We start from the raw sequence: 21,151 nt of genomic DNA on the forward strand, positions 1-21,151 counted from the left end.
AAATCCATTCTAACCTAATTATTCTAATATTATAACTTCGCTATAAAGTTCACACAATATGTAAGCAAATCTTTTACTGGGATAAATACCATATAGATTTATTTTTCATATAATGCCTTAGATAAAATATAACTTAATACTATTATATCTAATCATAACAATGATAATTGTTAAGAAACTGTATACAAAATGTTTTTATAGTAAAATATTGAAATCAAGCGTATAGCTAAGAAATTTTACATATAAATATTAAAGATGAATTGTTTGCTAGTATTTATATAAGGTTTTTTCTGTTTTTAGAAATATATAAGTAAAAACGGTAAGTTTAGAATGAATATTTATTATGAAAATATGAAGGTTTAAGGGTAAGATTAGATGAATAAAAAGGATAGAATAAATAGAGGCAAATTTTATATTTTATTAACAATAATATTTGTAGCTCTGACTATTTTAATATTAAATGTAAAGTATCTTAATGGTAAATTAAGTATAGTGGTAATAGCTAATTTTATAAGAAAAAATGGTGTTTTTTCGTCTTCGATATATCTTTTGATATTTGCGATAAAACCTTTTTTTGTTATAATTCCATCAAATATAATAGCTATAGCTGCTGGAAAAGTATTTGGCGCTTTTTGGGGATTTATACTAACTATGATTGGATATTATATTTCTGGGACTGTGGCATTTTTTTTATCAAGGCTTTTAGGGAGAAGTTTTGTAGAAGATTTAATCGGAAGTAGATTTGTAAAGCTAGACCAAAACCTTGAGAAAAATGGATTTAAAATACTATTTTTATTAAGACTTCCTCCAATATTACCATATGATGCATTAAGTTATACTTGTGGATTAACTAAAATAAAGTATAGCGATTTTATTTGGGCATCAGTTTTAGGGGTAGCTCCTGAAACACTTTGTTATGTAATTTTAGGAATGAACTTTAATAATCCATTTTCCGTGAAGTTTATATTGCCATTAATAATTATTATTTTTGGGATAATTTTCGCAAAGAAATTAGTCAAAAGATAGTAGTTTATATCCAGATTAATCTATAAAAGATAAAATGTTGGATTAATTAATTAATCGTGTTACAATACAAGAGAATATTTTTGTAGAGAGGAATGTTATAAAATGGATAAGTACAAAGAACAGTTTATTGAATTTATGATTGAAAGTAATGTATTAAGATTTGGAGAGTTTACTACTAAGAGTGGAAGACAAACCCCTTTCTTTATTAACACTGGAAACTATACTACTGGGGAACAATTAAGTAAGCTTGGTGATTTTTATGCTGAAGCTATAAAGAAACATTTTAATAATGATGTAGATGTTTTATTTGGACCTGCATACAAAGGAATTCCACTAACAGTAGTTACTGCAGTATCAATGAATAAGCTTTACGGAGCAAATGTTCAATATTGTTCAAATAGAAAAGAAGTAAAGGATCACGGTGAAGGTGGAATATTACTAGGAGCTAAGATTGACTCTGATAAGAAAGTTGTAATAGTAGAAGATGTAATGACTGCTGGAACTTCAATATATGAAACTGCACCAATATTAAAAGCGCAAGGAAATCCACAAATACAAGGATTAATAATTTCTGTTGATAGAATGGAAAAAGGTAGAGGTGAAAAGTCAGCTCAAGAAGAAATTAAAGAGGTGTTTGGAATTCAAACTTACTCAATAGTTACAATGAAAGAAGTTGTAGAGTACTTATATAACAGAGAATTGAACGGAAAAGTATATATAGACGACAAAATCAAAGTTGCAATAGAAAAATATTATGAAAAATATGGTGTATAAAAAAATTACAACCGAAACTCTCTAAAAATATTGACAGCATTAAAAAAAAATGGTATCTTAGATTAAAATAAAGAACCTTTAATGAAATCCAGAGAGATTTAAAAGGAAGTGTAATTTTTATTAGACAACGGGATTATTATGTCTTCCTTTAGATAAAGGAAGACATTTTTTTATTATTTCTTTAAATTTAGCCCAGAGAGGTTAAGAAGGAGAGGAAAATTATATGATGAATAAACATTTAATAAATCCAATGGACTTTACGATAGAAGAATTAAATGAAATCTTTGAATTAGCACATCGAATTATATCAAATCCAGAAGAGTATTCACACGTATGTGAAGGAAAAATACTAGCTACTCTGTTTTATGAACCAAGTACCAGAACAAAATTTAGCTTCGAAGCTGCCATGATGAGATTGGGCGGAAAGATATTAGGGTTTTCAGAACCAAATTCAAGCTCAGCAGCAAAAGGTGAAACTTTAGCAGACACTATAAAAATGGTATCTATATACTCAGATATTATAGCAATGAGACATCCTAAAGAAGGATCAGCTAAGGTCGCAAGTATGTACTCATCAGTACCTGTTATAAATGCAGGGGATGGAGGGCACCAACACCCAACTCAAACACTAACAGACCTTTTAACGATAAAGACTTTAAAAGGTAGATTAGACAATCATGTTATTGGTATTTGTGGAGACTTAAAATATGGTAGAACAGTTCAATCTTTAATAACAGCCATGTCAAGATATAAAAATATCAAGTTTGTTTTAATATCACCAAAAGAATTAGGAATACCTCAATATATAAGAGAAGAGGTTTTAAATAAAAATAATATAGAATTCAGAGAAGTAGAAAAGATAGAGGATGTAATAGAAGAATTAGATATCCTTTATATGACTAGAATTCAAAAAGAAAGATTTTTTAATGAAGATGAATATATGAGATTAAAAGATAGCTACATTTTAGATGCAGAAAAGATGAAATTAGCTAAAGAAGATATGATAATAATGCATCCACTTCCAAGAGTAAATGAAATAGATGTTGAAGTTGATAAAGATAAAAGAGCAGCATACTTTAAGCAAGCAGAGTTTGGTATGTATGTAAGAATGGCTTTAATGGCTAAGTTATTGGGGGTAGCGTAATGTTAGAGATTACAAGTATAAAAAATGGATTTGTATTAGATCATATTAGAGCTGGGGTAGGAGTTAAGATATTTAAATATCTTAAACTTGAAGATGGAGAAAATGAAGTTGCATTAATAATAAATGCAAAAAGTATGAAGAATGGTAGAAAAGATATAATAAAGATAGAAAATGCTACAGAAATAGATTTTACAGTTTTAGCGTTATTATCGCCAGGAATAACTATAAATCAAGTTAAAAATGAAGAGATAATAGCAAAGATAAAACCAGAATTACCAAAGCAAATTAAAGGAATAATTACATGTAACAATCCAAGATGTATAACAAGTGATGAAAAATACTTAGAGCATGTTTTTGATCTTGTTAACGAAGATAAAGGATCTTACAAATGTCAGTATTGCGATACAATAATTAATCCAAGTGAGGTATAAAAATGAGCAACTTATTGATAAAAAACGTTAATGTAGTAGATGCGTTTCAAAACTTCCATGGAGATGTATATATAGAGAACGGAATAATAAAGGAAGTTGGACAAGATATAAAAAAGGATAATGTTGAAATTATAGATGGAAACAGCCTAACTTTAATGCCAAGCTTCATAGATACTCATGCACACTTTAGAGAACCAGGATTCACTCAAAAGGAAGATATTGAAACTGGATCTAAAGCAGCAGTAAAAGGTGGATATACAGGAGTTTGTTTAATGGCTAATACTTGGCCAGTATGTTCAAACTATGAAGTATTAAATCATGTAAGAAATAGAGCAAAAGAAGTTGGATTAACAGATATACACCAATGTGTTTCAATAACTGAAAACTTCAAAGGTAGCAATATAGAACATTTAAATATGTTTAAAGATGATAAAGAAGTAAAAGCTATATCAGATGATGGTGTAGGAGTTATGGATTCAAGCGTAATGATGAAGGCTATGGAAGTAGCTAGAGAAAATAACTGGATAGTTATGTCACATGCTGAAGATAAGACATTTTCAAAGATAGATATGAGAATGGCAGAAGATTTAATGACAATAAGAGATTTATATCTAGCAAAAGTAACTAAAGCACATCTTCATATGGCTCATGTAAGTACAGTAGAATCAATAAATGCTATAGAGAGAGCTAAAGAAGAAGGTGTAAATGTAACTTGTGAAGTAACACCTCATCACTTAGCTTTAGATAGTAGCATAAGTAATTATAGAGTAAATCCTCCAATAAGAGAAAAAGAGGATGTAGAAACTTTAATAAGAGCTATAAGAAAAGGTGTTGTAGATTGCATAGGAACAGACCACGCTCCACATACTGAAGAAGATAAGAAAAATGGAGCGCCAGGAATGGTTGGATTAGAAACTGCTTTTTCAATATGCTACACGACGCTAGTTAAAGAAAATAATATCTCATTAAATAAATTAAGCGAATTAATGTCTAGAAATTCAGCTAATATTTTAGGAATGAATAAGGGATTAATAAGTGTTGGAAAAGATGGAGATATGGTACTTGTAGATTTAAATCAAAAGGTTACTGTAGATAGAGATAAATTTGTATCAAGAGGTAAGAATACACCTTTCCACGGAAGAGAATATTACGGTGAAGTTAAGATGACAATAAAAGGTGGAAATGTAGTTTATAAAGCTTAAGTAAGGAGAATTTTAAATGGATAAATTAATAATAGATAAATTATATGAAAGAGTAGAAGAAAGAGGAGTAGTTTGTTTAGGGTTAGATACAGCTGTTGAGTATCTTCCAAGCCACGTATTAGAAGGAAGAACTTTAAGTGAAGCATTATTCCACTTCAATAAGGAAATAATAGATGCAACTTTAGATGTTGTAGCTTGCTTTAAAGTTCAAATAGCTTACTATGAAGCTTTAGGAATTGAAGGATTAATAGCTTACAAAAATACACTTCAATATTTAAGAGAAAAAGATGCAATAATAATTGCAGATATAAAAAGAGGAGATATAGCTGCGACAGCTTCACAATATGCAAAGGCGCACTTTACAGGAGATTTTGAAGCGGATTTTATAACTCTAAGTCCATACATGGGAATGGATAGTATCGAACCATACCTACCTTACATGAAAGAAGGAATAAAGGGAGTATTCGTACTAGTTAGAACTTCAAATCCAGGTGCAGAAGATTTTGAAAATCTTGATATAGTAGGTGGCAAAAAGTTATACAACGCTGTTGGTGATAGATTAACTGAAATGGGTCAAGAAGTTAAAGGTAAGTACGGATATACTCAAATCGGTGGAGTAATAGGATGTACTCATGTTGAAGAAGGTAAGGAAATAAGAAGCAGATATAATGATATATTCTTCTTAATACCAGGATATGGAGCACAAGGTGGAAAAGCTGAAGATGTAGCTCTTTACTTAAAGAATGGAAATGGTGGAGTAGTAAATTCATCAAGAGGAATATTATTAGCGTATAAAAAGGAAAATAGAGAAATGGAATTTGCAGCTTGTGCAAGAGAAGAAGCTATAAAGATGAGAGATGAAATAAGAAGAGCTGTAGAATCTAAGTAATGGGGGACAATATCATGAAGTATACGAAAGCAAAGATATTATCTAATACAGAAATAGTAGATGGAATATATAAAATGGTGGTTGAAGACCATAATAAAGTAAATGCAGGTCAATTTTATATGTTAAAGCATCAAGGTGCAACACTACTTCCAAGACCTATAAGTGTTTCTGAAAAGGAAGAAGGAACAGTAACATTTTTATATGCTACTGTAGGTAAAGGTACAAAAGAGTTTGCGAACCTTAGAGAAGGGGAAACTATAGAATTAACAGGTCCTCTTGGAAATGGATTCGATATAGATAAGAAATATGGTAATGTTGCTTTAGTTGCTGGAGGTATTGGAATAGCACCTATGGTGGAACTTGCCAAGAAGCTAAGAGAAAAGAATAAAGGTATGAAGATGGATCTTTATGCTGGATTTAGAGATGACATATATTTAACTGATGAATTATGTAAGTACATAAATGATGGATATGTTTCAACTAATACTGGAAAGTATGGTCATAAGGGATTTGTAACAGATTTATTAGAAGTTGATAAATATGATACAGTATTATGCTGCGGGCCAGAAGTTATGATGAAAAAAGTAGTTGAAATGTGTAAAGAAAAGGGAGTTCAAGTATATGTTTCAATGGAAAAACATATGGCTTGTGGGGTTGGAGCATGTTTAGTATGTACATGCAAAACTAAAGATGGAAATAAAAGAACATGTAAAGACGGTCCAGTTTTTGATGGAAACTATGTTGAACTATAGGAACTAAGGAGTACGTGATATGTTGAAGGTTAATATAAATGGAGTAGATTTTAAAAATCCTGTAATAGCAGCATCTGGAACATTTGGCTTCGGAAGTGAATACAATGAGTTTTACGATGTTGGGATGCTTGGAGGAATATCATCAAAGGGATTAACATTAAATCCTAAGGATGGTAATAATGGAATAAGAGTTTTTGAAACACCATCAGGAATGATGAATTCAGTTGGACTTCAAAACCCAGGTATAGAAAGATTTATATCAGAAGAACTTCCAAAGATGAGAAAGTTAAACACTAACATTATAGCTAATGTTGGTGGAGGTTGTATCGAAGATTACGAAACGGCAGTTGAAAAGCTAAGAGGAACAGATATAGATATGATAGAACTTAACATTTCTTGTCCTAATGTTAAATCAGGGGGAATGGCTTTTGGAATTAAATCAGAAGTAGCTTATGATGTTGTATCAAAGATAAAGAAAATAGCAGATAAGCCATTAATGGTTAAGCTATCACCTAATGCTGAAAATATAGTAGAGATGGCATTAGAATGTGAGAGAGCTGGAGCGGATTCAATTTCATTAATAAATACACTTAAAGGATTAGCAATAGATCCATATAAGAGAAAGCCAGTATTCGATAATGTTTATGCAGGGGTTTCAGGGCCAGCAGTTAAACCAGTAGCACTTAGAATGGTTCATGAAGTAGCAAAGGCTGTAAGCGTACCAGTAATAGGGCTAGGTGGTATAGTTTCAGGAATTGATGCTATAGAGTTTATGATGGCTGGAGCAAGTGCAGTTCAAATAGGAACAGTTAATTTCTTTAATCCTAATGCAGGTAAAGAGATTATAGAGCAAATGGAACAGTTCTGTAAGGAACAAGGTATAAAAGATATAAATGAAATAATAGGAATTATATAAATATTAGATAGAGAAATATGGTACACCTATTGAAGTTAATTTAGTAGGATTACTTAAAGCGTATTATTTACGTGAATAAAGTAAAGAAAAATCTGACTAAATTAGGATAAGGGGTAAGGAAGCACCTACTAACATATGTTGGTAGGTGTAAAACATATATAGGTTAGATTTCTAAAATTAGAGACTTAGAATCTTACTTAACGTCACCTAGCTAAATTAAAATTTAGAGGTTCGCTTATGGGAGGAAACATAAATATGAAAGCAAGACTTATACTTGAAAATGGGATGATATTCGAAGGAAATGCATTTGGACACTTAAAAGATAGTGTAGGAGAAGTAGTATTCACTACTGGGATGACAGGATACCAAGAGGTATTAACAGATCCATCTTATTACGGACAAATAGTAACTATGACATATCCACTAATAGGGAACTATGGAATCAACTTAGAAGATAATGAATCTGAGACTCCAAATGTAAAAGGATTTATAGTAAGAGAGAAGTGTAACTTCCCGAATAACTTCAGATGTGAAATCGGATTAGAAGATTACTTAAAGCAAAACAAGATAATTGGGTTAGAAGGAATAGATACAAGAGCTTTAACTAAGGTATTAAGAAATAATGGTACAATGAGAGGAATAATATCTTTAGAAGCAGAAACATTACAAGATGTTGAAGGAAAGATTAAGGCTTTCTCAAATAAAGAAGCTGTTAGTATAGTTTCAACAGAAAAACCTTATACAATAGAAGGAACTGGTAAGCACGTTGCAATAATGGACTTTGGAATAAAAACAAACATTATAAGAAATTTCAAAAAAAGAGGTTGCAAAATTACAGTATTCCCAATGAACACAAGGGCAGAAGAAATATTAGCAGTTAACCCTGACTTAGTATTCTTATCAAATGGACCTGGAGATCCAGAAGATTTAGGAAGCGTAATAGAAAATATTAAGAAGATAGTTGGAGTTAAGCCGATAGTTGGAATATGTTTAGGACATCAATTATTAGGGTTAACACTAGGTGGGAAAACTACTAAGTTAAAGTTCGGACACAGAGGATGTAACCATCCAGTAAAAGACTTAGAAAGAAATAAGGTACACATAACTTCTCAAAACCACGGATATGTAGTTCATGAATTACCAGAAGGTGTAGTTGCAACTCATATAAATATAAACGATGGAACAATAGAGGGAATGAAACATACTACTTTACCGATATACTCAGTTCAATTCCATCCGGAGGCTGCAGCAGGTCCAAAGGATAGCGAATATATATTTGATAGATTTATGGAATATGCACTATAGGAGGAATTAGAGAATGCCATTAAATAAAGATATTAAAAAAGTTTTAGTTATAGGGTCAGGACCAATCATTATAGGACAAGCGGCTGAGTTTGACTACTCAGGAACTCAAGCATGTCAAGCTTTAAAAGAAGAAGGTGTAGAAGTTGTATTAGTTAACTCTAATCCAGCTACTATAATGACAGATAAAGAAGTAGCAGATAAAATTTACATAGAGCCATTAACAGTAGAGTTTGTTGAAAAGGTAATAGCCAAAGAAAGACCAGATAGTCTTTTAACAGGTATGGGAGGTCAAACAGGACTTAACCTTGCGGTAGATTTAGCTGATGCTGGAATTTTAGATAAATATAATGTTAAAGTTATAGGTACTTCAATAGCATCTATTAAAGAAGGGGAAGATAGAGAATTATTTAGAGATATGATGAACAGAATAAACGAGCCTGTTATCACATCTGAAATAATAACTGATATGGAATCAGGAATATCTTTTGCTAACAAGATAGGATATCCAGTTATAGTAAGACCTGCTTATACATTAGGAGGAACTGGTGGTGGAATAGCTGAGAATGAAGAGGAGTTAAGAACTATTCTTGCATCAGGATTACAATTAAGCACAATTGGACAAGTTTTATTAGAAAAATCAGTTAAAGGTTGGAAAGAGATAGAGTACGAAGTAATGAGGGACTCTTACGGAAACTGTATAACTGTATGTAACATGGAAAACATTGACCCAGTTGGTATTCATACTGGAGATAGTATAGTTGTAGCCCCATCTCAAACATTATCAGATAAAGAATACCAAATGCTTAGAACTTCAGCTATAAACATAATAAATGCTGTAGGAATCGAAGGTGGATGTAACGTACAATTTGCTTTAAATCCAAACTCATTTGAATATGCAGTTATCGAAATTAACCCAAGAGTTTCAAGATCTTCTGCACTTGCATCAAAAGCTACAGGATACCCAATAGCTAAGCTTGCAGCTAAAATAGCTTTAGGATATGGATTAGATGAAATCAAAAATGCAGTAACTCAAAAGACATATGCATGCTTTGAACCAACATTAGACTACGTAGTAGTTAAGATTCCAAAATGGCCATTTGATAAGTTCTTTACAGCAGATAGAGCTTTAGGAACAAAGATGATGGCAACTGGAGAAATAATGGCTATAGGTGCTAACTTAGAAGCAGCATTATTAAAAGGTATAAGAAGCTTAGAAATAGGAAAATATTCTTTAGATCATCCAAAGTTTAAAGAAATGAGTATACAAGAATTAAAAGAAGCTGTAATGAAGCCAGATGATGAAAGATTATTTGCTCTTACAGAAATGATAAGAAGAGACTACAGAATTGAAAGTATCGCTAAGATAACTGGAATTGATATATTCTTCTTAGAAAAATTCAAGTGGATAGTTCAGGAAGAAACAAGATTAAAATTAAGCAAGATAGATGATTTAGATAAAGAATGGTTATTAAATCTTAAGAAGAAAGGTTTCTCAGATAAGGCTATAGCTGATATGTTAAAAGTTAAGCCAGACGATATCTACAGATTAAGAGACATATGGAACATAAAGCCAGCTTATAAGATGGTTGATACTTGTGGAGGAGAATTCGAAGCATTATCACCATACTACTACTCAACTTATGAGCAATATGATGAAGTAGAAGTATCAGACAAGAAGAAGGTTATAGTTATAGGTTCAGGACCAATCAGAATAGGACAAGGTATTGAATTCGACTATGCTTCAGTTCACTGTGTAATGGCATTAAAGAAGATGGGAATAGAAACTATAATAGTTAACAACAACCCAGAAACAGTAAGTACAGACTTCAATATTTCAGATAAGCTTTATTTTGAGCCATTAACTGAAGAAGATGTATTAAACATAATAGAAAAAGAAAATCCAGATGGAGTAATTCTTCAATTCGGTGGTCAAACTGCAATCAAGCTTGCTAATTTCTTAAAGGAAAAAGGAATTAAGACTTTAGGAACTACAGCAGACCAAATTGATATGGCTGAAGATAGAGAAAAGTTTGAAGAGTTATTAGAAAAGTTTGACATAGCTAGACCTAAGGGGAAAGGTGTTTGGACTTTAGAAGACGGTATAGAAGAAGCTAGAAGATTAAGATTCCCTGTACTTGTGAGACCGTCATACGTTCTTGGAGGACAAGGTATGGAAATAACTCATGATGAAGAAGAGTTAACATACTACTTAAAGAATGCATTTATGAAGGATAAGAAAAATCCAATACTTATAGATAAATACTTAATGGGTAGAGAAATCGAAGTTGATGCTATATCTGATGGAGAAAACATATTAATCCCAGGTATAATGGAACACTTAGAAAGAGCTGGAGTTCACTCAGGAGATTCAGTTACTATGTACCCAAGCCAAAACATCTGTGATGAAATTAAGGCTAAAGTATTAGATTACACTAAGAAGTTAGCATTAGCTATAGGAATAAAGGGAATGATAAACATTCAGTTCATTGAATTTGAAGGAAATCTTTATGTAATAGAAGTTAATCCAAGAGCTTCAAGAACAGTTCCATATATCAGTAAGGTAAGTGGGGTTCCAATAGTTGATTTAGCTACTAAGGTTATGCTTGGAGAAAAGCTTGTTGATTTAGGATACGGGGTGGATGTATATCCAGAGCCAGAATTAGTTTCAGTTAAGGTTCCAGTATTCTCAACTCAAAAGTTACCAAAAGTTGAAGTGTCTTTAGGTCCTGAAATGAAATCTACAGGAGAAGTTTTAGGTGTAGGTAGGGATGTTAAAGAAGCTTTATACAAAGGATTTGTTGGTGGAAGTATGTATCCTTCAATGGAAAAAGGAAAGATATTAGCTACAATCAATAAGCACGATAAAGCTGAATTCTTACCAATAGCAAAAGATTTAGCTAAAGTAGGATATAAATTTATTGCTACAGAAGGAACTTGTGAACTATTAAGAAAAGCAGGAATAGACTGTGAAATAGTTAGAAGACTTAATGAAGAGGAACCAAACATATTAGATGTAGTTAAGAATAAAGAAGTAGATTTAGTTGTAAATACTCCAACTAAGGGTAACGATTCTAAGAGAGATGGATTCTTAATTAGAAGAGCTGCTATAGAAAGAAATATAGGAGTTATAACAGCTCTAGATACATTAAGAGCTATAGCTGATGTTAAGGTAAATGAAATAGATAAGAAAAACTTAGAAGTATTTGATATAGCTAATATTTAGTTGAAACTTAGAGTGCAAATCAGGAATGGTTTGCACTCTTTTTAGGTTATTTATAATGATGTATAGCAAATATTTTTATATAGAATTTAATGATAATAATGAATAAAAGGCTGCGTAATTGCATCATTTTATTTTTTTAGATGTTAGTATGGAACCTTTTTACATATATAATCGTCTATTATACGAATCGATTCGGAGAGGGGAGTTATAAGTGGTTAACGAACTATTATTCAAAAAAGCAGTTGAAGGTGATATGGAGAGCTTTGTTAAATTAATAGAGCCAATTAAAGAAAATTTATATAAAGTATCTTTTATGTATTTAAAAAATGAAAATGATGCTTTAGATTGTATTCACGAAGCAATCATAAAAGCTATAAAATCATTAAAAAACTTAAAAGAGCCACAATATTTTAATACTTGGATTACTAGAATCACTATAAATGTTTGTAAGGATTATATAAAGAAAAATAGTAAAGTTACTTTGGTAAATATAAATGATTATGAAAATAATTTAATTATAGAAAATACTAAAAGTGATTTTGAGGAAGATATTGCAATTGCTTTAGATAAGTTATCACCAAAAGAAAGAGAACTAATAGTAATGAGGTATTTAGAAGATAAATCATTAAAAGACATATCACATAAAACTAATGTACCATTAGGAACAGTAAAAAGTAGATTAAATAGAACTTTAAAAAAGTTAAAAATATATATGGAGGTATAAATTATGAAAGATATAAATATTGATGATATAAAAGTTTCTTCAAAATTAGATGAAGTTATTAAAAATGCTGCAACTGAAGGATATAAGGATATAAAATATAAAAATACGAAACGAATTAGAAAAAGTGCAATAGCTGCAACTATAGCTGCGTCTTTTTGTATAGCTATAGTTGGAACAGTTTTCTCTAATGAGATAAGTGCAACAGTTAAATTAGCAATGTTTGATATTAGAAATTATTTAGGTATTAATAGAAATTTAGATGATTACAAAACAGTAGTAAATAGTGCAATAAGTAAGGATGGAGTAACAGTTCAGTTAAATGAAGTTATTTTAGATAAGGATGAGATTATTGTATCAACAACAATAAAGTCAGATGAGAATCTAGATAATAATGGGCATATATCTTTACATGGAAATGTGTACATTAATGGCAATAGAATATCTAGTGCAGCAGGTGGTTCAAGTAAACAAATTGATGAATATACTGAAGAAGTTGTTTTAACATATAAATTAGATAAGGAACTACAAGCTGGTGATTTAGATATAGAAATAAAATATGATTCAGCATATTTATATATTAATGATAGAGAAAATAAGGTTAACGGACCATGGAAATTTGAATTTACAGCTAATGGAGATACTTTAGCAGCGAATAGTAAGAGTATAAAAATAGGTAATTCATTTGTTTTAGAAAATGGACAAAAGATAACTCTTAACGAATATAGAAGTAATGATATAGGACAAAAAATTTATTACTCAATCGAAAATAAGGATAAGAATAATGTATATGATTTGGTATTAAAAGGTCATGATGACTTAGGAAATGAAGTAGAGTTTTATAGTTCTTATGAAGAAATCACTAGTGGTGTGATGAAAAATCAAATAGAAATTTCTTCAGAGGCAAAAATATTAACATTAACTCCATATGCAGTGGCATACCCAAAAGAAAGTGGTAAAATGAGCCATGATTATAAAATAACTGGGGAAGAATTTACTATAATAATAAAATAATATTAGTTTTGATATTTGATGATAAATATAAATTTGAAAATTAGATTTACATGAACAGATTTAACATATTATGTAGCATTAAGGGTAGGCAAGTGCCTACCTTTAATTTTATTTATCTAATCCAGCTTAATGCGAATAATATACATAGAACTTGGTTTTCATTTGCTTTGTCGATAATATCAACTAAATAAGTACCTCCTGATTCTTCTTTTTGCACATTAACCGAAGCCAATACTTTTTCATTTTTGGAAATATTAAATTGTGGACCATCCCAATTACCGCTAATCGAAAAATTACTTCCTTTAATCTCATAAAATTCTTTCAATTCTTTCATATCTTTTTGTATTTCAATTTTATCATTATTTACAGATATAATTATTTGAGGTAAATCAACTAACCCAAAATTATATCTCCTTTTTTCTATCCTTCCTATTTTTTCATGATTAGCGTTAACAATAGAATAGCATGCACGTGTAGGTAATGCTTTTACTTTTTCAAAATTAATAATTTCTTTTCCGTTAGCATCTGTTACTTTTGAATCATTAAAACCTTTAAAATTTTTAAAGTTGATTCTAATCATTTAAAATTCTCCTTTATTAAATAATTGGATATAATACTATCTTATACATTACAAGATATTAATAGAACAGAAGGCTTGGGAAATTGGATTAAGATTAGAAATAAATTAAAGATAATAATATAATAAGAGCTAACTAAAAAAATATTTAGTTAGCTTGCTTACGATTATGTTTTTTTACTTCCAAAGTATGTCTTGAGGCATAACTTCAAGGATATTATTTAAAAGAGGCACTAAAGTTTCTCTTTTTACATTTGATGAAGAAATTAATTGTTTAAATTTTCTACTACCAGGTTGACCTTGGAATAAGCTTTGAAGTGGAGCAGCTAGTGAGTGAACATTACTTCCTCTTTCAAGCTCTTCTTCTACATAAGGAATATAAGATTTAATTATATCACCTCTAGAAATAGGCTTTATATTTTCATCATTAAGTTTATTTAAGTTAGCTAAAAGATAGCAATCTTCGTATGAGGCCCTACCTATCATAACTCCATCAATCTTAGTAAGTGCATCTTTAATTGAATCTAATGTCTTAAAGCCGCCGTTAATTTCAATATTTAAATAATTAAAGTCATTTTTAAGTTTATATACCATCTCATAATCTAGAGGAGGAATCTCTCTATTATCTTTTGGGCTTAAGCCTTTCAATATAGCAGAACGAGCATGAACTGTATATCTATCTGGTTTTGCTTTAGAAACTGTATCTAAGAAGTCTAATAAATCTTCATAGCCTTCCATTATTATTTTGCTATTATTATCAGTAATAACTCCAGTTCCATCAATACCAATTCTATGTTTAATAGTTACAGGTTTATTTGTTGCTTCCTTCATAGCAGAAAGAATTTCATATACTAAATTTTTGTCAGACATTAAAGCAGCACCCATTAGGTTTCCTGAAACTCTATCAGATGGACAGCCACAATTTAAATTTATCTCAGTATAATTAAAACCTTCCGCAAGCTTTAAAGCTTTATAGGCATCTTCAGCATTAGATGCTGCTATTTGTAAAGCTATAGGACCTTCTTCTTTTCTAAAATATAATATTTTATCTAAGTCACCATTTATTATTGCTTGAGCTGTAACCATTTCAGTATAAAGTAGAGCTTCTTTATTCATGATTCTGCAAAAATATCTAAAATGCCTATGAGACTTATCAACCATAGGAGCAATACTAATTTTAGGGGTAGGTATATTTGAAGTATATTTTTCCATCTTTTGTTTCCTTTCTTTTATCAGATTATTTATGATTTATTATATCACATTAAAATATTCATAATAATAAATTAAGCTTTCGCAATAATTACCATTATATATATTGAAAGAAAGGGATAATTAGTAGCAAAGTGACAATATCAAAGTTAGTGTATATAATTATAAGTGACAAAATGAAAGGTAAGGAGTCTTAATATGGGTGAGAGAAAAAATAAAGCAATAGAATTACACAGCAATAGATACACTTGCTCACAAGCTGTAGCATGTGCCTTTTGTGATTTAGTAGATGTTGATGATGAAACTATGAAAAGTATAGTTAGAAAGTATAGTGGTGGGGCGTACAATGTATGTGGAGCCGTTATGGGAGCTTATGTTATAGTGAATTATTTAAAAGGTAATATAAATCCTGATAATCCAGCAGAGTGGATTAAAGAAGATGAGGAACTTTTACATGAGATTGAGAGAAGATTTAAGGAGAAAAATACTTCTGTAATGTGCAAGGACTTAAAGGGTATTACAACAGGAAATGTATTACGTTCTTGCAGAGGGTGTGTAGAAGATGCAGCTGAAATACTAGAAGAACTTTTAGCAGAATAGAAATAAAGTGCGAAGCACTTTGGACAAAAGTTTGACTTCGTCAAAGTCCAAGATATCGCTTTGTGATGGCCAAGAGATTTACAATATCCATGAGTAATAATTTAGAATTAAAGGAGCCATTGGATATTTACGAAGTAAATCTCTTGGACTGCCGTAGGCACTCTTGGACTCGACGAAGTCGACTTTGGGACTGTGCACTTAGTATGCAATTTATTTATTCTGCTACTGGTATAAATTTGAATTTTTCAACATCAAATATACCTTTATCAGTAATTTTTAGTGAAGGAATTACTGGAAGTGCTAGGAATGATAAAGTTAAAAATGGATTAAAATCTATATCTGGAGAGATTATGTCTATAGCATCATGAAGCTTAGCTAAGTCTTGAATAACTTCTTCAGCTTTTCTACCTGTAATTACTCCACCAATTTCAAGTTTTATAGAAGATAGTACGTTCCCATTTTGAACTACAATTATTCCTCCACCTAATTTCTTTAATTCTTCTACTGCAAAGATCATATCTGAATCATTAGTTCCAGCAACTATTAAATTATGAGAGTCATGAGTAATAGTTGTTGCAATAGCTCCAGAGTTTAATTTAAGGCCTTTTAATACTCCTAGACCAATATTTCCAGTGTTATTATGTCTTTCCATTACAGAAACCTTTAATAGGTCATTTTCATCTACTAGCGGAGTAAACTCATCTTTTAAATTTAAACTATCTATTTTAATCTTTAAATGATTGCTCTCTAATTTATTAGGAATTAGCTCTATTACATTTATAAAGTCTTTATTACTTATATCTATTTTTAAGTCTTCAGATGCTAACTCTTTTATATTCATTGCTGTTGGAAGATTTACTTCTTCAACAATTTCATCAGGCATATTAAATAATTCGTTGTTTTTAACAACAAGAGTTCCATTCTTATAAACTGATTCTATTGAGAAATCTTCTAAGCTATCTAATATCAAGAAATCAGCAACATAACCAGGGGCTATAGCACCTTTATTTCTTAAGTTGTAGCATTCTGAAGGATTTAGAGTAGCCATTTGAATCGCTATTTCAGATTTTAAACCATTGTTTACACAAAGCTTTATTGAATTATCAATACTTCCATTCATAACTAAATCATCTATATGCTTATCATCAGTGCAAAGGCAAAGACGTCTACTATTAAAAATTGAAGCTCCGTGAACTAAGTCCTTTAAATTTTTAGCAACAGTACCTTCTCTTATAAGCACGTACATTCCACGTCTAACCTTTTCTATTAATTCCTCATAAGTAACACTTTCGTGGTCAGTTCTAATATTAGCAGTAGCATAGATATTAACCATGTCATTATTAAAACCAGCACAGTGACCATCTATTACACCATTATTCTCCTTAGCATCCCAAAGCTTTTGAATCATATCTTCTTCACAGTTTAAAACTGCAGGATAATTCATAACTTCTGCTAATCCAAGAATGTTTTTATTTTTATAGTATGGCTTTAAATCTGAACTATTTAATATAGCACCAGAGTTTTCAAAAGATGTAGCTGGTACACAGGATGAAAGCATAAAGTAAAAGTCAAAAGGTATATCCTTGCTAGAGTTAATCATAAAATCAATACCTTTTTTGCCAAATACATTTGCAATTTCATGAGGGTCTATAACCATAGAAGTAATACCATGACGTAATGCACATTTATAATATTCCTTTGGAGTAAGTAGTGATGATTCGATATGAGCATGACTATCTATAAGGCTTGGACATATATATTTACCTGTACCATCAATCTCAGTAGTACCAGAGTATTCTCCTAATCCAACTATATATCCATTAGATATTCCAACATCAGAAATGAAAGTAGAACATTGAAAAACATCTACAACAGTAATATTTTTAATAACTAAATCGCAAGGTCTTCTTTTAGCTGAAGACTCAATCGTTTTTACAAATAAATCTTTATTCATTAAATCCACCTCGTAAATTATTCTTAACCTTCGTGGATCCAGAGACTTCATAGTTATATCATTTACGGTGATATAGTAGAGACGCTTAAACCTTATTATTAAGCTTATACGAAGGTTATTGTTAACCATTATATTCAGATAAGAAATTAATGTCAAAGAAAAATTTTAAAAAAATATCCACGATTAATAATATATATTCAAAAAAATGTGAATATATAATAAGTTAAACGGTTTCTTAAAAGAATATTTTAAATTAAGAAAAATAATAGGAAATGTCTAACTTTGAAAAAGTATCATAAAAGTTATATTATAAAATATGTGCGAAAAAATATAGGGGATATAAATAGCACAGATAAAATTTAGTAAGAGGTGCGGATATGTATTCAAAGGAAATTGATAATTTAGCTCATTCTGCAGAAGTGAAAATTGGACTGTATAAAGACAGTAAGTTAAAGTACATAGTAGCAGCAATGATGGGAAGTTTCTTAGTAAGCTTAGGAATTATGCTAATTTATTCTATAGGTGGAATTATGCATCATGCTGGAAATGAAACTTATAAGATATTAATGGGAGCTTCATTTGGTGTTGCTTTAAGTCTTGTATTCATGGCTGGTGGAGATCTTTTTACAAGTAATGCAATGATTATGACTGTGGGAGCATTAAAAAAGAAAGTTACATGGTTAGATGCAGTTAGAATATGGATTGCAGTTTGGATTGGTAATCTTTTAGGCGGGATTATGGGGGCATTCTTATATGTACAAGCTGGTCTTGCTACAGGGAAAAGTGAATATATTGGAGAGTTTATAGTAAGCAATGTTTCTGCTAAAATGGCAACTCCAGGAATGCAATTATTTTTAAGAGGATTATTATGTAACGTTTTAGTATGTCTTGCAACTTGGATGTGTTACAAGTTAAAAGAGGAAACTGCTAAGATTTTAATGATATTTTGGTGTTTATTTACGTTCATAACAGCAGGATTTGAACATAGTGTTGCTAATATGGGATTCCTAGCTATGGGGTTAATGTTACCTCATGGAGTTGATGTTAACATTATGGGATATATACATAATATAGGTTGGGTTTCACTTGGAAACTTTGTTGGTGGAATATTGTTTGTAGGATTACCATATTACTTTATAAGTATGAAGAAAAAAGAAAAATAAAATAAATATAAAAGAAAATGACTGTATGCAATAAAAGCAACAGTCATTTTCTTTTATATTTATCTTCTTGTGTTATCGAAGCTTGGTGGTGTAGGATTAGGGTTATCAAAATGTCTTCCAGGAGATGAAAGATCAAAATATAATTTAGAATCTTCTGTAACACCAAAATCACGGTTAGATCCAGTATCTTTAACTTTATTTAATGCCTCTCTAAATAAAGCATTATGAGCTTCTTCTCTATTTAAAAGGAAGTCTATAGTTTCTCTTACATGTTTATCATAAATTTGTCTATATAAGTACTCATAAACTGTTTTAGCTCTTTGTTCAGAAGCGATATTAGAAAGTAAATCAGCTACTAAATCACCAGTTACAGTAACGTAGTTTGCAGTCCAAGGAGCTCCAGATGAATTAACTAGTCCTGGAGTTAAACCAAACATAACATGAGTTTGAATTTCTCCAACGTCTACTCTTTTATAATCAACATCATGACCGTTTAGCAGATTGATAGTTTGAGCAACCATTTCCATGTGACTTAACTCTTCTGCGCCGATGTCTAAAAATAAATCTTTAATTGCAGGGTCTTTAATTCTAAAGCTTTGAGATATATATTGCATAGCAGCTTTAAGCTCACCATTACCTCCACCAAGTTGTTCTTGCATAAGAACAGCATATTGAGGATTGGGTTTTTCAATTTTTACTTCATGTAATAATTTTTTTTCATGTTTAAACATAAGATTATCAGCTCCTAAATTTATATTTTATATATCAATAATTAGTATCCTCATAAGAAATATTTTTATGTAGAAGCATCTCATAATAGATGAGCTGCAAAATGATTCATAAAAAATAAAGTTGACTAAAATAGTATGGATTGATATTGACAAATAATCATTATTAATAGATAATTATTATGAAAATAGAATTTAATAGGAGGACTTAAAAAATGAGAGCATTTGTAGATGAAAATACTTGCATAAGCTGTGGTTTATGTGAAGGACTATGCAGTGATGTATTCTCACTAGATACTGGAGTTGCAGTAGCTATAGAAGGTGAAGTAGAATCAGGATTAGAAGATTCAGTTAGAGAAGCTTGTGATGGATGTCCTGTACAAGCTATATCAATAGAAGAATAAGATTTGGAGGTATTATAAATGTCAAAAGTATGTCTATGTAGAGGAATAACAGAAGAACAAATCGTTGAAGCGGTAAAGAATGGAGCTACTTCTTTTGAAGAAGTTAAAGAAGCTACTGGTGCAGGTGCTGGTGGATGCCGTGGTGGAAGATGTAAAGGTAAGATTGAATTAATAATCGAAAATAATAAATAGTAATTTACATAAAGACTAATTTAACTTTTAAAGAAAGTTAAATTAGTCTTTTTTCTATAAGAATAGATAAGCTACTAATTGTATAAAAGATATAATTTCTCCAAAATATTTATAAATTATGAATATGATATTAATAATAGTTAACTTCATTGTAGAAGGAAAATAAGTATTGTATACTTAAATATGTCGTATGATAAAGTTATGCATGGAGGGGAAACTTATGAGTAATTACATTGAATTTAAAGATGTAAAAAAGGTATATAAAATGGGTGAGGTTGAAATTGAAGCGTTAAGTGGTGTAAACTTTTCCGTTGATAAAGGTGAATTTGTTGTAGTTGCAGGTGCTAGTGGAGCTGGTAAGAGTACTATACTAAATATTTTAGGGGGAATGGATACTGTATCATCTGGTAAGGTAATAGTAGATAACAATGAGGTAAGTAAATATTCTCAAAAAGAACTAGTTACTTATAGAAGAGATGATATAGGATTCGTGTTTCAATTTTATAATCTAGTTCAAAATTTAACTGTAAGAGAAAATGTTGAACTTGCAATTCAAATTTGTAAGAACCCTCTTGATATAGATAAAGTTCTAGATGCAGTTGGATTAAGTGAGAGAAAAAATAACTTTCCATCTCAGCTATCTGGTGGAGAACAACAAAGAGTTGCTATAGCTAGAGCATTAGCTAAAAATCCTAAATTGTTACTTTGTGATGAGCCAACAGGAGCATTAGATTACAATACAGGAAAAGCGATATTAAAGCTTCTTCAAGATACTTGTAGAGAACAAGGAATGACGGTTATTATAATTACTCATAATTTAGCCTTAACGCCGATGGGAGATAAAATCATCGAAATTAAGAGTGGTAAAGTAAAAAGAATGAGTATAAATGAAAATCCTGTCCCAGTGGAAAGGATTGAGTGGTAAAA

At 30.5% G+C, this 21,151-nt stretch carries 21 protein-coding genes and 1 riboswitch; of the genes, 17 read left to right on the forward strand and 4 right to left on the reverse strand.

All coding sequences use genetic code 11. The annotated features are described in order from the left end of the window. Positions 1-375: 375 nt before the first annotated feature. The 12 genes from LQE93_RS10480 to LQE93_RS10535 all read left to right on the forward strand — a co-directional run bounded on the left by LQE93_RS10480 (position 376) and on the right by LQE93_RS10535 (position 13,397). The gene (locus LQE93_RS10480) at positions 376-1,026 is read left to right on the forward strand and encodes a TVP38/TMEM64 family protein (protein WP_231073509.1); all 651 of its coding nucleotides are present in this window, start codon (positions 376-378) and stop codon (positions 1,024-1,026) included. 102 nt (positions 1,027-1,128) lie between these two features. After that, on the forward strand, positions 1,129-1,800 hold the full coding sequence (gene pyrE, locus LQE93_RS10485; protein WP_055267702.1) for an orotate phosphoribosyltransferase: 672 nt from the start codon (positions 1,129-1,131) through the stop codon (positions 1,798-1,800). Positions 1,801-2,023: 223 nt separating this feature from the next. After that, positions 2,024-2,944 (forward strand): aspartate carbamoyltransferase, encoded by a 921-nt coding sequence (gene pyrB, locus LQE93_RS10490; RefSeq protein ID WP_055267704.1) that lies wholly within the window; start codon positions 2,024-2,026, stop codon positions 2,942-2,944. Beyond that, on the forward strand, positions 2,944-3,375 hold the full coding sequence (locus LQE93_RS10495) for an aspartate carbamoyltransferase regulatory subunit (protein WP_186838360.1): 432 nt from the start codon (positions 2,944-2,946) through the stop codon (positions 3,373-3,375). Before pyrB ends, LQE93_RS10495 begins: the two co-directional genes overlap by 1 nt. Positions 3,376-3,377: 2 nt before the next feature. Then, positions 3,378-4,577, forward strand: coding sequence for a dihydroorotase (locus LQE93_RS10500; protein ID WP_186838361.1), 1,200 nt, complete (start codon positions 3,378-3,380; stop codon positions 4,575-4,577). Between the two features lie 16 nt (positions 4,578-4,593). Then, positions 4,594-5,466 carry an orotidine-5'-phosphate decarboxylase gene (gene pyrF, locus LQE93_RS10505; protein WP_231073511.1) on the forward strand — a complete coding sequence of 291 codons (873 nt, stop codon included), beginning with the start codon at positions 4,594-4,596 and terminating at the stop codon, positions 5,464-5,466. 14 nt (positions 5,467-5,480) lie between these two features. Then, complete coding sequence (locus tag LQE93_RS10510) at positions 5,481-6,218, forward strand: dihydroorotate dehydrogenase electron transfer subunit (protein ID WP_231073513.1); 738 nt, start codon at positions 5,481-5,483, stop codon at positions 6,216-6,218. Positions 6,219-6,237: 19 nt separating this feature from the next. After that, on the forward strand, positions 6,238-7,134 hold the full coding sequence (locus tag LQE93_RS10515; RefSeq protein ID WP_231073514.1) for a dihydroorotate dehydrogenase: 897 nt from the start codon (positions 6,238-6,240) through the stop codon (positions 7,132-7,134). A gap of 255 nt (positions 7,135-7,389) precedes the next feature. Next, positions 7,390-8,439 (forward strand): carbamoyl phosphate synthase small subunit, encoded by a 1,050-nt coding sequence (locus LQE93_RS10520; protein WP_055267785.1) that lies wholly within the window; start codon positions 7,390-7,392, stop codon positions 8,437-8,439. A 13-nt stretch (positions 8,440-8,452) separates the two neighbouring features. Continuing rightward, positions 8,453-11,662 carry a carbamoyl-phosphate synthase large subunit gene (gene carB, locus LQE93_RS10525; protein ID WP_231073516.1) on the forward strand — a complete coding sequence of 1,070 codons (3,210 nt, stop codon included), beginning with the start codon at positions 8,453-8,455 and terminating at the stop codon, positions 11,660-11,662. Positions 11,663-11,873: 211 nt separating this feature from the next. Further along, positions 11,874-12,386, forward strand: coding sequence for a sigma-70 family RNA polymerase sigma factor (locus LQE93_RS10530; protein WP_055267719.1), 513 nt, complete (start codon positions 11,874-11,876; stop codon positions 12,384-12,386). A 3-nt stretch (positions 12,387-12,389) separates the two neighbouring features. Continuing rightward, positions 12,390-13,397 carry a DUF4179 domain-containing protein gene (locus tag LQE93_RS10535; protein WP_186838365.1) on the forward strand — a complete coding sequence of 336 codons (1,008 nt, stop codon included), beginning with the start codon at positions 12,390-12,392 and terminating at the stop codon, positions 13,395-13,397. Positions 13,398-13,509: 112 nt separating this feature from the next. Here LQE93_RS10535 and LQE93_RS10540 read toward each other — a convergent pair whose 3' ends face one another. Together LQE93_RS10540 and dusA are read right to left on the reverse strand one after the other, a co-directional pair. After that, a complete protein-coding gene (locus LQE93_RS10540; protein WP_055267722.1) occupies positions 13,510-13,977 on the reverse strand; it encodes a hypothetical protein in 468 nt (155 codons plus the stop codon). Between the two features lie 174 nt (positions 13,978-14,151). Further along, a complete protein-coding gene (gene dusA / locus LQE93_RS10545) occupies positions 14,152-15,186 on the reverse strand; it encodes a tRNA dihydrouridine(20/20a) synthase DusA (protein WP_231073518.1) in 1,035 nt (344 codons plus the stop codon). 195 nt (positions 15,187-15,381) lie between these two features. Here dusA and LQE93_RS10550 point away from each other — a divergent pair, with 195 nt between their 5' ends. Continuing rightward, positions 15,382-15,783 (forward strand): C-GCAxxG-C-C family protein, encoded by a 402-nt coding sequence (locus LQE93_RS10550; RefSeq protein ID WP_231073520.1) that lies wholly within the window; start codon positions 15,382-15,384, stop codon positions 15,781-15,783. Between the two features lie 214 nt (positions 15,784-15,997). Here LQE93_RS10550 and ade read toward each other — a convergent pair whose 3' ends face one another. After that, a complete protein-coding gene (gene ade / locus LQE93_RS10555; RefSeq protein ID WP_231073522.1) occupies positions 15,998-17,737 on the reverse strand; it encodes an adenine deaminase in 1,740 nt (579 codons plus the stop codon). 30 nt (positions 17,738-17,767) lie between these two features. Beyond that, a riboswitch (purine riboswitch) is annotated at positions 17,768-17,869 on the reverse strand. A 245-nt stretch (positions 17,870-18,114) separates the two neighbouring features. Here ade and LQE93_RS10560 point away from each other — a divergent pair. Then, the gene (locus LQE93_RS10560; protein ID WP_055267730.1) at positions 18,115-18,900 is read left to right on the forward strand and encodes a formate/nitrite transporter family protein; all 786 of its coding nucleotides are present in this window, start codon (positions 18,115-18,117) and stop codon (positions 18,898-18,900) included. A gap of 59 nt (positions 18,901-18,959) precedes the next feature. Here the strand turns inward: LQE93_RS10560 and LQE93_RS10565 are convergent, their stop codons facing one another. Further along, positions 18,960-19,631, reverse strand: a complete 672-nt coding sequence (locus tag LQE93_RS10565; protein WP_231073524.1) for a manganese catalase family protein — start codon at positions 19,629-19,631, stop codon at positions 18,960-18,962. 212 nt (positions 19,632-19,843) lie between these two features. On the opposite strand from LQE93_RS10565, the gene LQE93_RS10570 reads away from it, so the two are divergent. The 3 genes from LQE93_RS10570 to LQE93_RS10580 all read left to right on the forward strand — a co-directional run bounded on the left by LQE93_RS10570 (position 19,844) and on the right by LQE93_RS10580 (position 21,149). Further along, positions 19,844-20,032: a ferredoxin gene (locus LQE93_RS10570; protein ID WP_055267734.1), complete on the forward strand. Its 189-nt coding sequence runs from the start codon at positions 19,844-19,846 to the stop codon at positions 20,030-20,032. Positions 20,033-20,050: 18 nt separating this feature from the next. Beyond that, entirely contained in the window at positions 20,051-20,224 is a 174-nt protein-coding gene (locus LQE93_RS10575) for a (2Fe-2S)-binding protein (RefSeq protein WP_055267735.1), read from the forward strand. Positions 20,225-20,444: 220 nt separating this feature from the next. After that, positions 20,445-21,149: an ABC transporter ATP-binding protein gene (locus tag LQE93_RS10580; protein WP_055267737.1), complete on the forward strand. Its 705-nt coding sequence runs from the start codon at positions 20,445-20,447 to the stop codon at positions 21,147-21,149. The last annotated feature ends 2 nt before the right edge of the window (positions 21,150-21,151 follow it).

Origin of the sequence: Clostridium sp. NSJ-145 (assembly GCF_021044725.1) — a bacterium.
Classification (GTDB): Bacteria; Bacillota; Clostridia; order Clostridiales; family Clostridiaceae; genus Clostridium; species Clostridium disporicum_B.

What these genes read in the sequence shown, in the direction of transcription:
- LQE93_RS10480 (WP_231073509.1), top strand. Translation starts at nt 376, where the DNA reads ATGAATAAAAAGGATAGAATAAATAGAGGCAAATTTTATATTTTATTA.
- pyrE (WP_055267702.1), top strand. Translation starts at nt 1,129, where the DNA reads ATGGATAAGTACAAAGAACAGTTTATTGAATTTATGATTGAAAGTAAT.
- pyrB (WP_055267704.1), top strand. Translation starts at nt 2,024, where the DNA reads ATGATGAATAAACATTTAATAAATCCAATGGACTTTACGATAGAAGAA.
- LQE93_RS10495 (WP_186838360.1), top strand. Translation starts at nt 2,944, where the DNA reads ATGTTAGAGATTACAAGTATAAAAAATGGATTTGTATTAGATCATATT.
- LQE93_RS10500 (WP_186838361.1), top strand. Translation starts at nt 3,378, where the DNA reads ATGAGCAACTTATTGATAAAAAACGTTAATGTAGTAGATGCGTTTCAA.
- pyrF (WP_231073511.1), top strand. Translation starts at nt 4,594, where the DNA reads ATGGATAAATTAATAATAGATAAATTATATGAAAGAGTAGAAGAAAGA.
- LQE93_RS10510 (WP_231073513.1), top strand. Translation starts at nt 5,481, where the DNA reads ATGAAGTATACGAAAGCAAAGATATTATCTAATACAGAAATAGTAGAT.
- LQE93_RS10515 (WP_231073514.1), top strand. Translation starts at nt 6,238, where the DNA reads ATGTTGAAGGTTAATATAAATGGAGTAGATTTTAAAAATCCTGTAATA.
- LQE93_RS10520 (WP_055267785.1), top strand. Translation starts at nt 7,390, where the DNA reads ATGAAAGCAAGACTTATACTTGAAAATGGGATGATATTCGAAGGAAAT.
- carB (WP_231073516.1), top strand. Translation starts at nt 8,453, where the DNA reads ATGCCATTAAATAAAGATATTAAAAAAGTTTTAGTTATAGGGTCAGGA.
- LQE93_RS10535 (WP_186838365.1), top strand. Translation starts at nt 12,390, where the DNA reads ATGAAAGATATAAATATTGATGATATAAAAGTTTCTTCAAAATTAGAT.
- LQE93_RS10540 (WP_055267722.1), bottom strand. Translation starts at nt 13,977, where the DNA reads ATGATTAGAATCAACTTTAAAAATTTTAAAGGTTTTAATGATTCAAAA.
- dusA (WP_231073518.1), bottom strand. Translation starts at nt 15,186, where the DNA reads ATGGAAAAATATACTTCAAATATACCTACCCCTAAAATTAGTATTGCT.
- LQE93_RS10550 (WP_231073520.1), top strand. Translation starts at nt 15,382, where the DNA reads ATGGGTGAGAGAAAAAATAAAGCAATAGAATTACACAGCAATAGATAC.
- ade (WP_231073522.1), bottom strand. Translation starts at nt 17,737, where the DNA reads ATGAATAAAGATTTATTTGTAAAAACGATTGAGTCTTCAGCTAAAAGA.
- LQE93_RS10560 (WP_055267730.1), top strand. Translation starts at nt 18,115, where the DNA reads ATGTATTCAAAGGAAATTGATAATTTAGCTCATTCTGCAGAAGTGAAA.
- LQE93_RS10565 (WP_231073524.1), bottom strand. Translation starts at nt 19,631, where the DNA reads ATGTTTAAACATGAAAAAAAATTATTACATGAAGTAAAAATTGAAAAA.
- LQE93_RS10570 (WP_055267734.1), top strand. Translation starts at nt 19,844, where the DNA reads ATGAGAGCATTTGTAGATGAAAATACTTGCATAAGCTGTGGTTTATGT.
- LQE93_RS10575 (WP_055267735.1), top strand. Translation starts at nt 20,051, where the DNA reads ATGTCAAAAGTATGTCTATGTAGAGGAATAACAGAAGAACAAATCGTT.
- LQE93_RS10580 (WP_055267737.1), top strand. Translation starts at nt 20,445, where the DNA reads ATGAGTAATTACATTGAATTTAAAGATGTAAAAAAGGTATATAAAATG.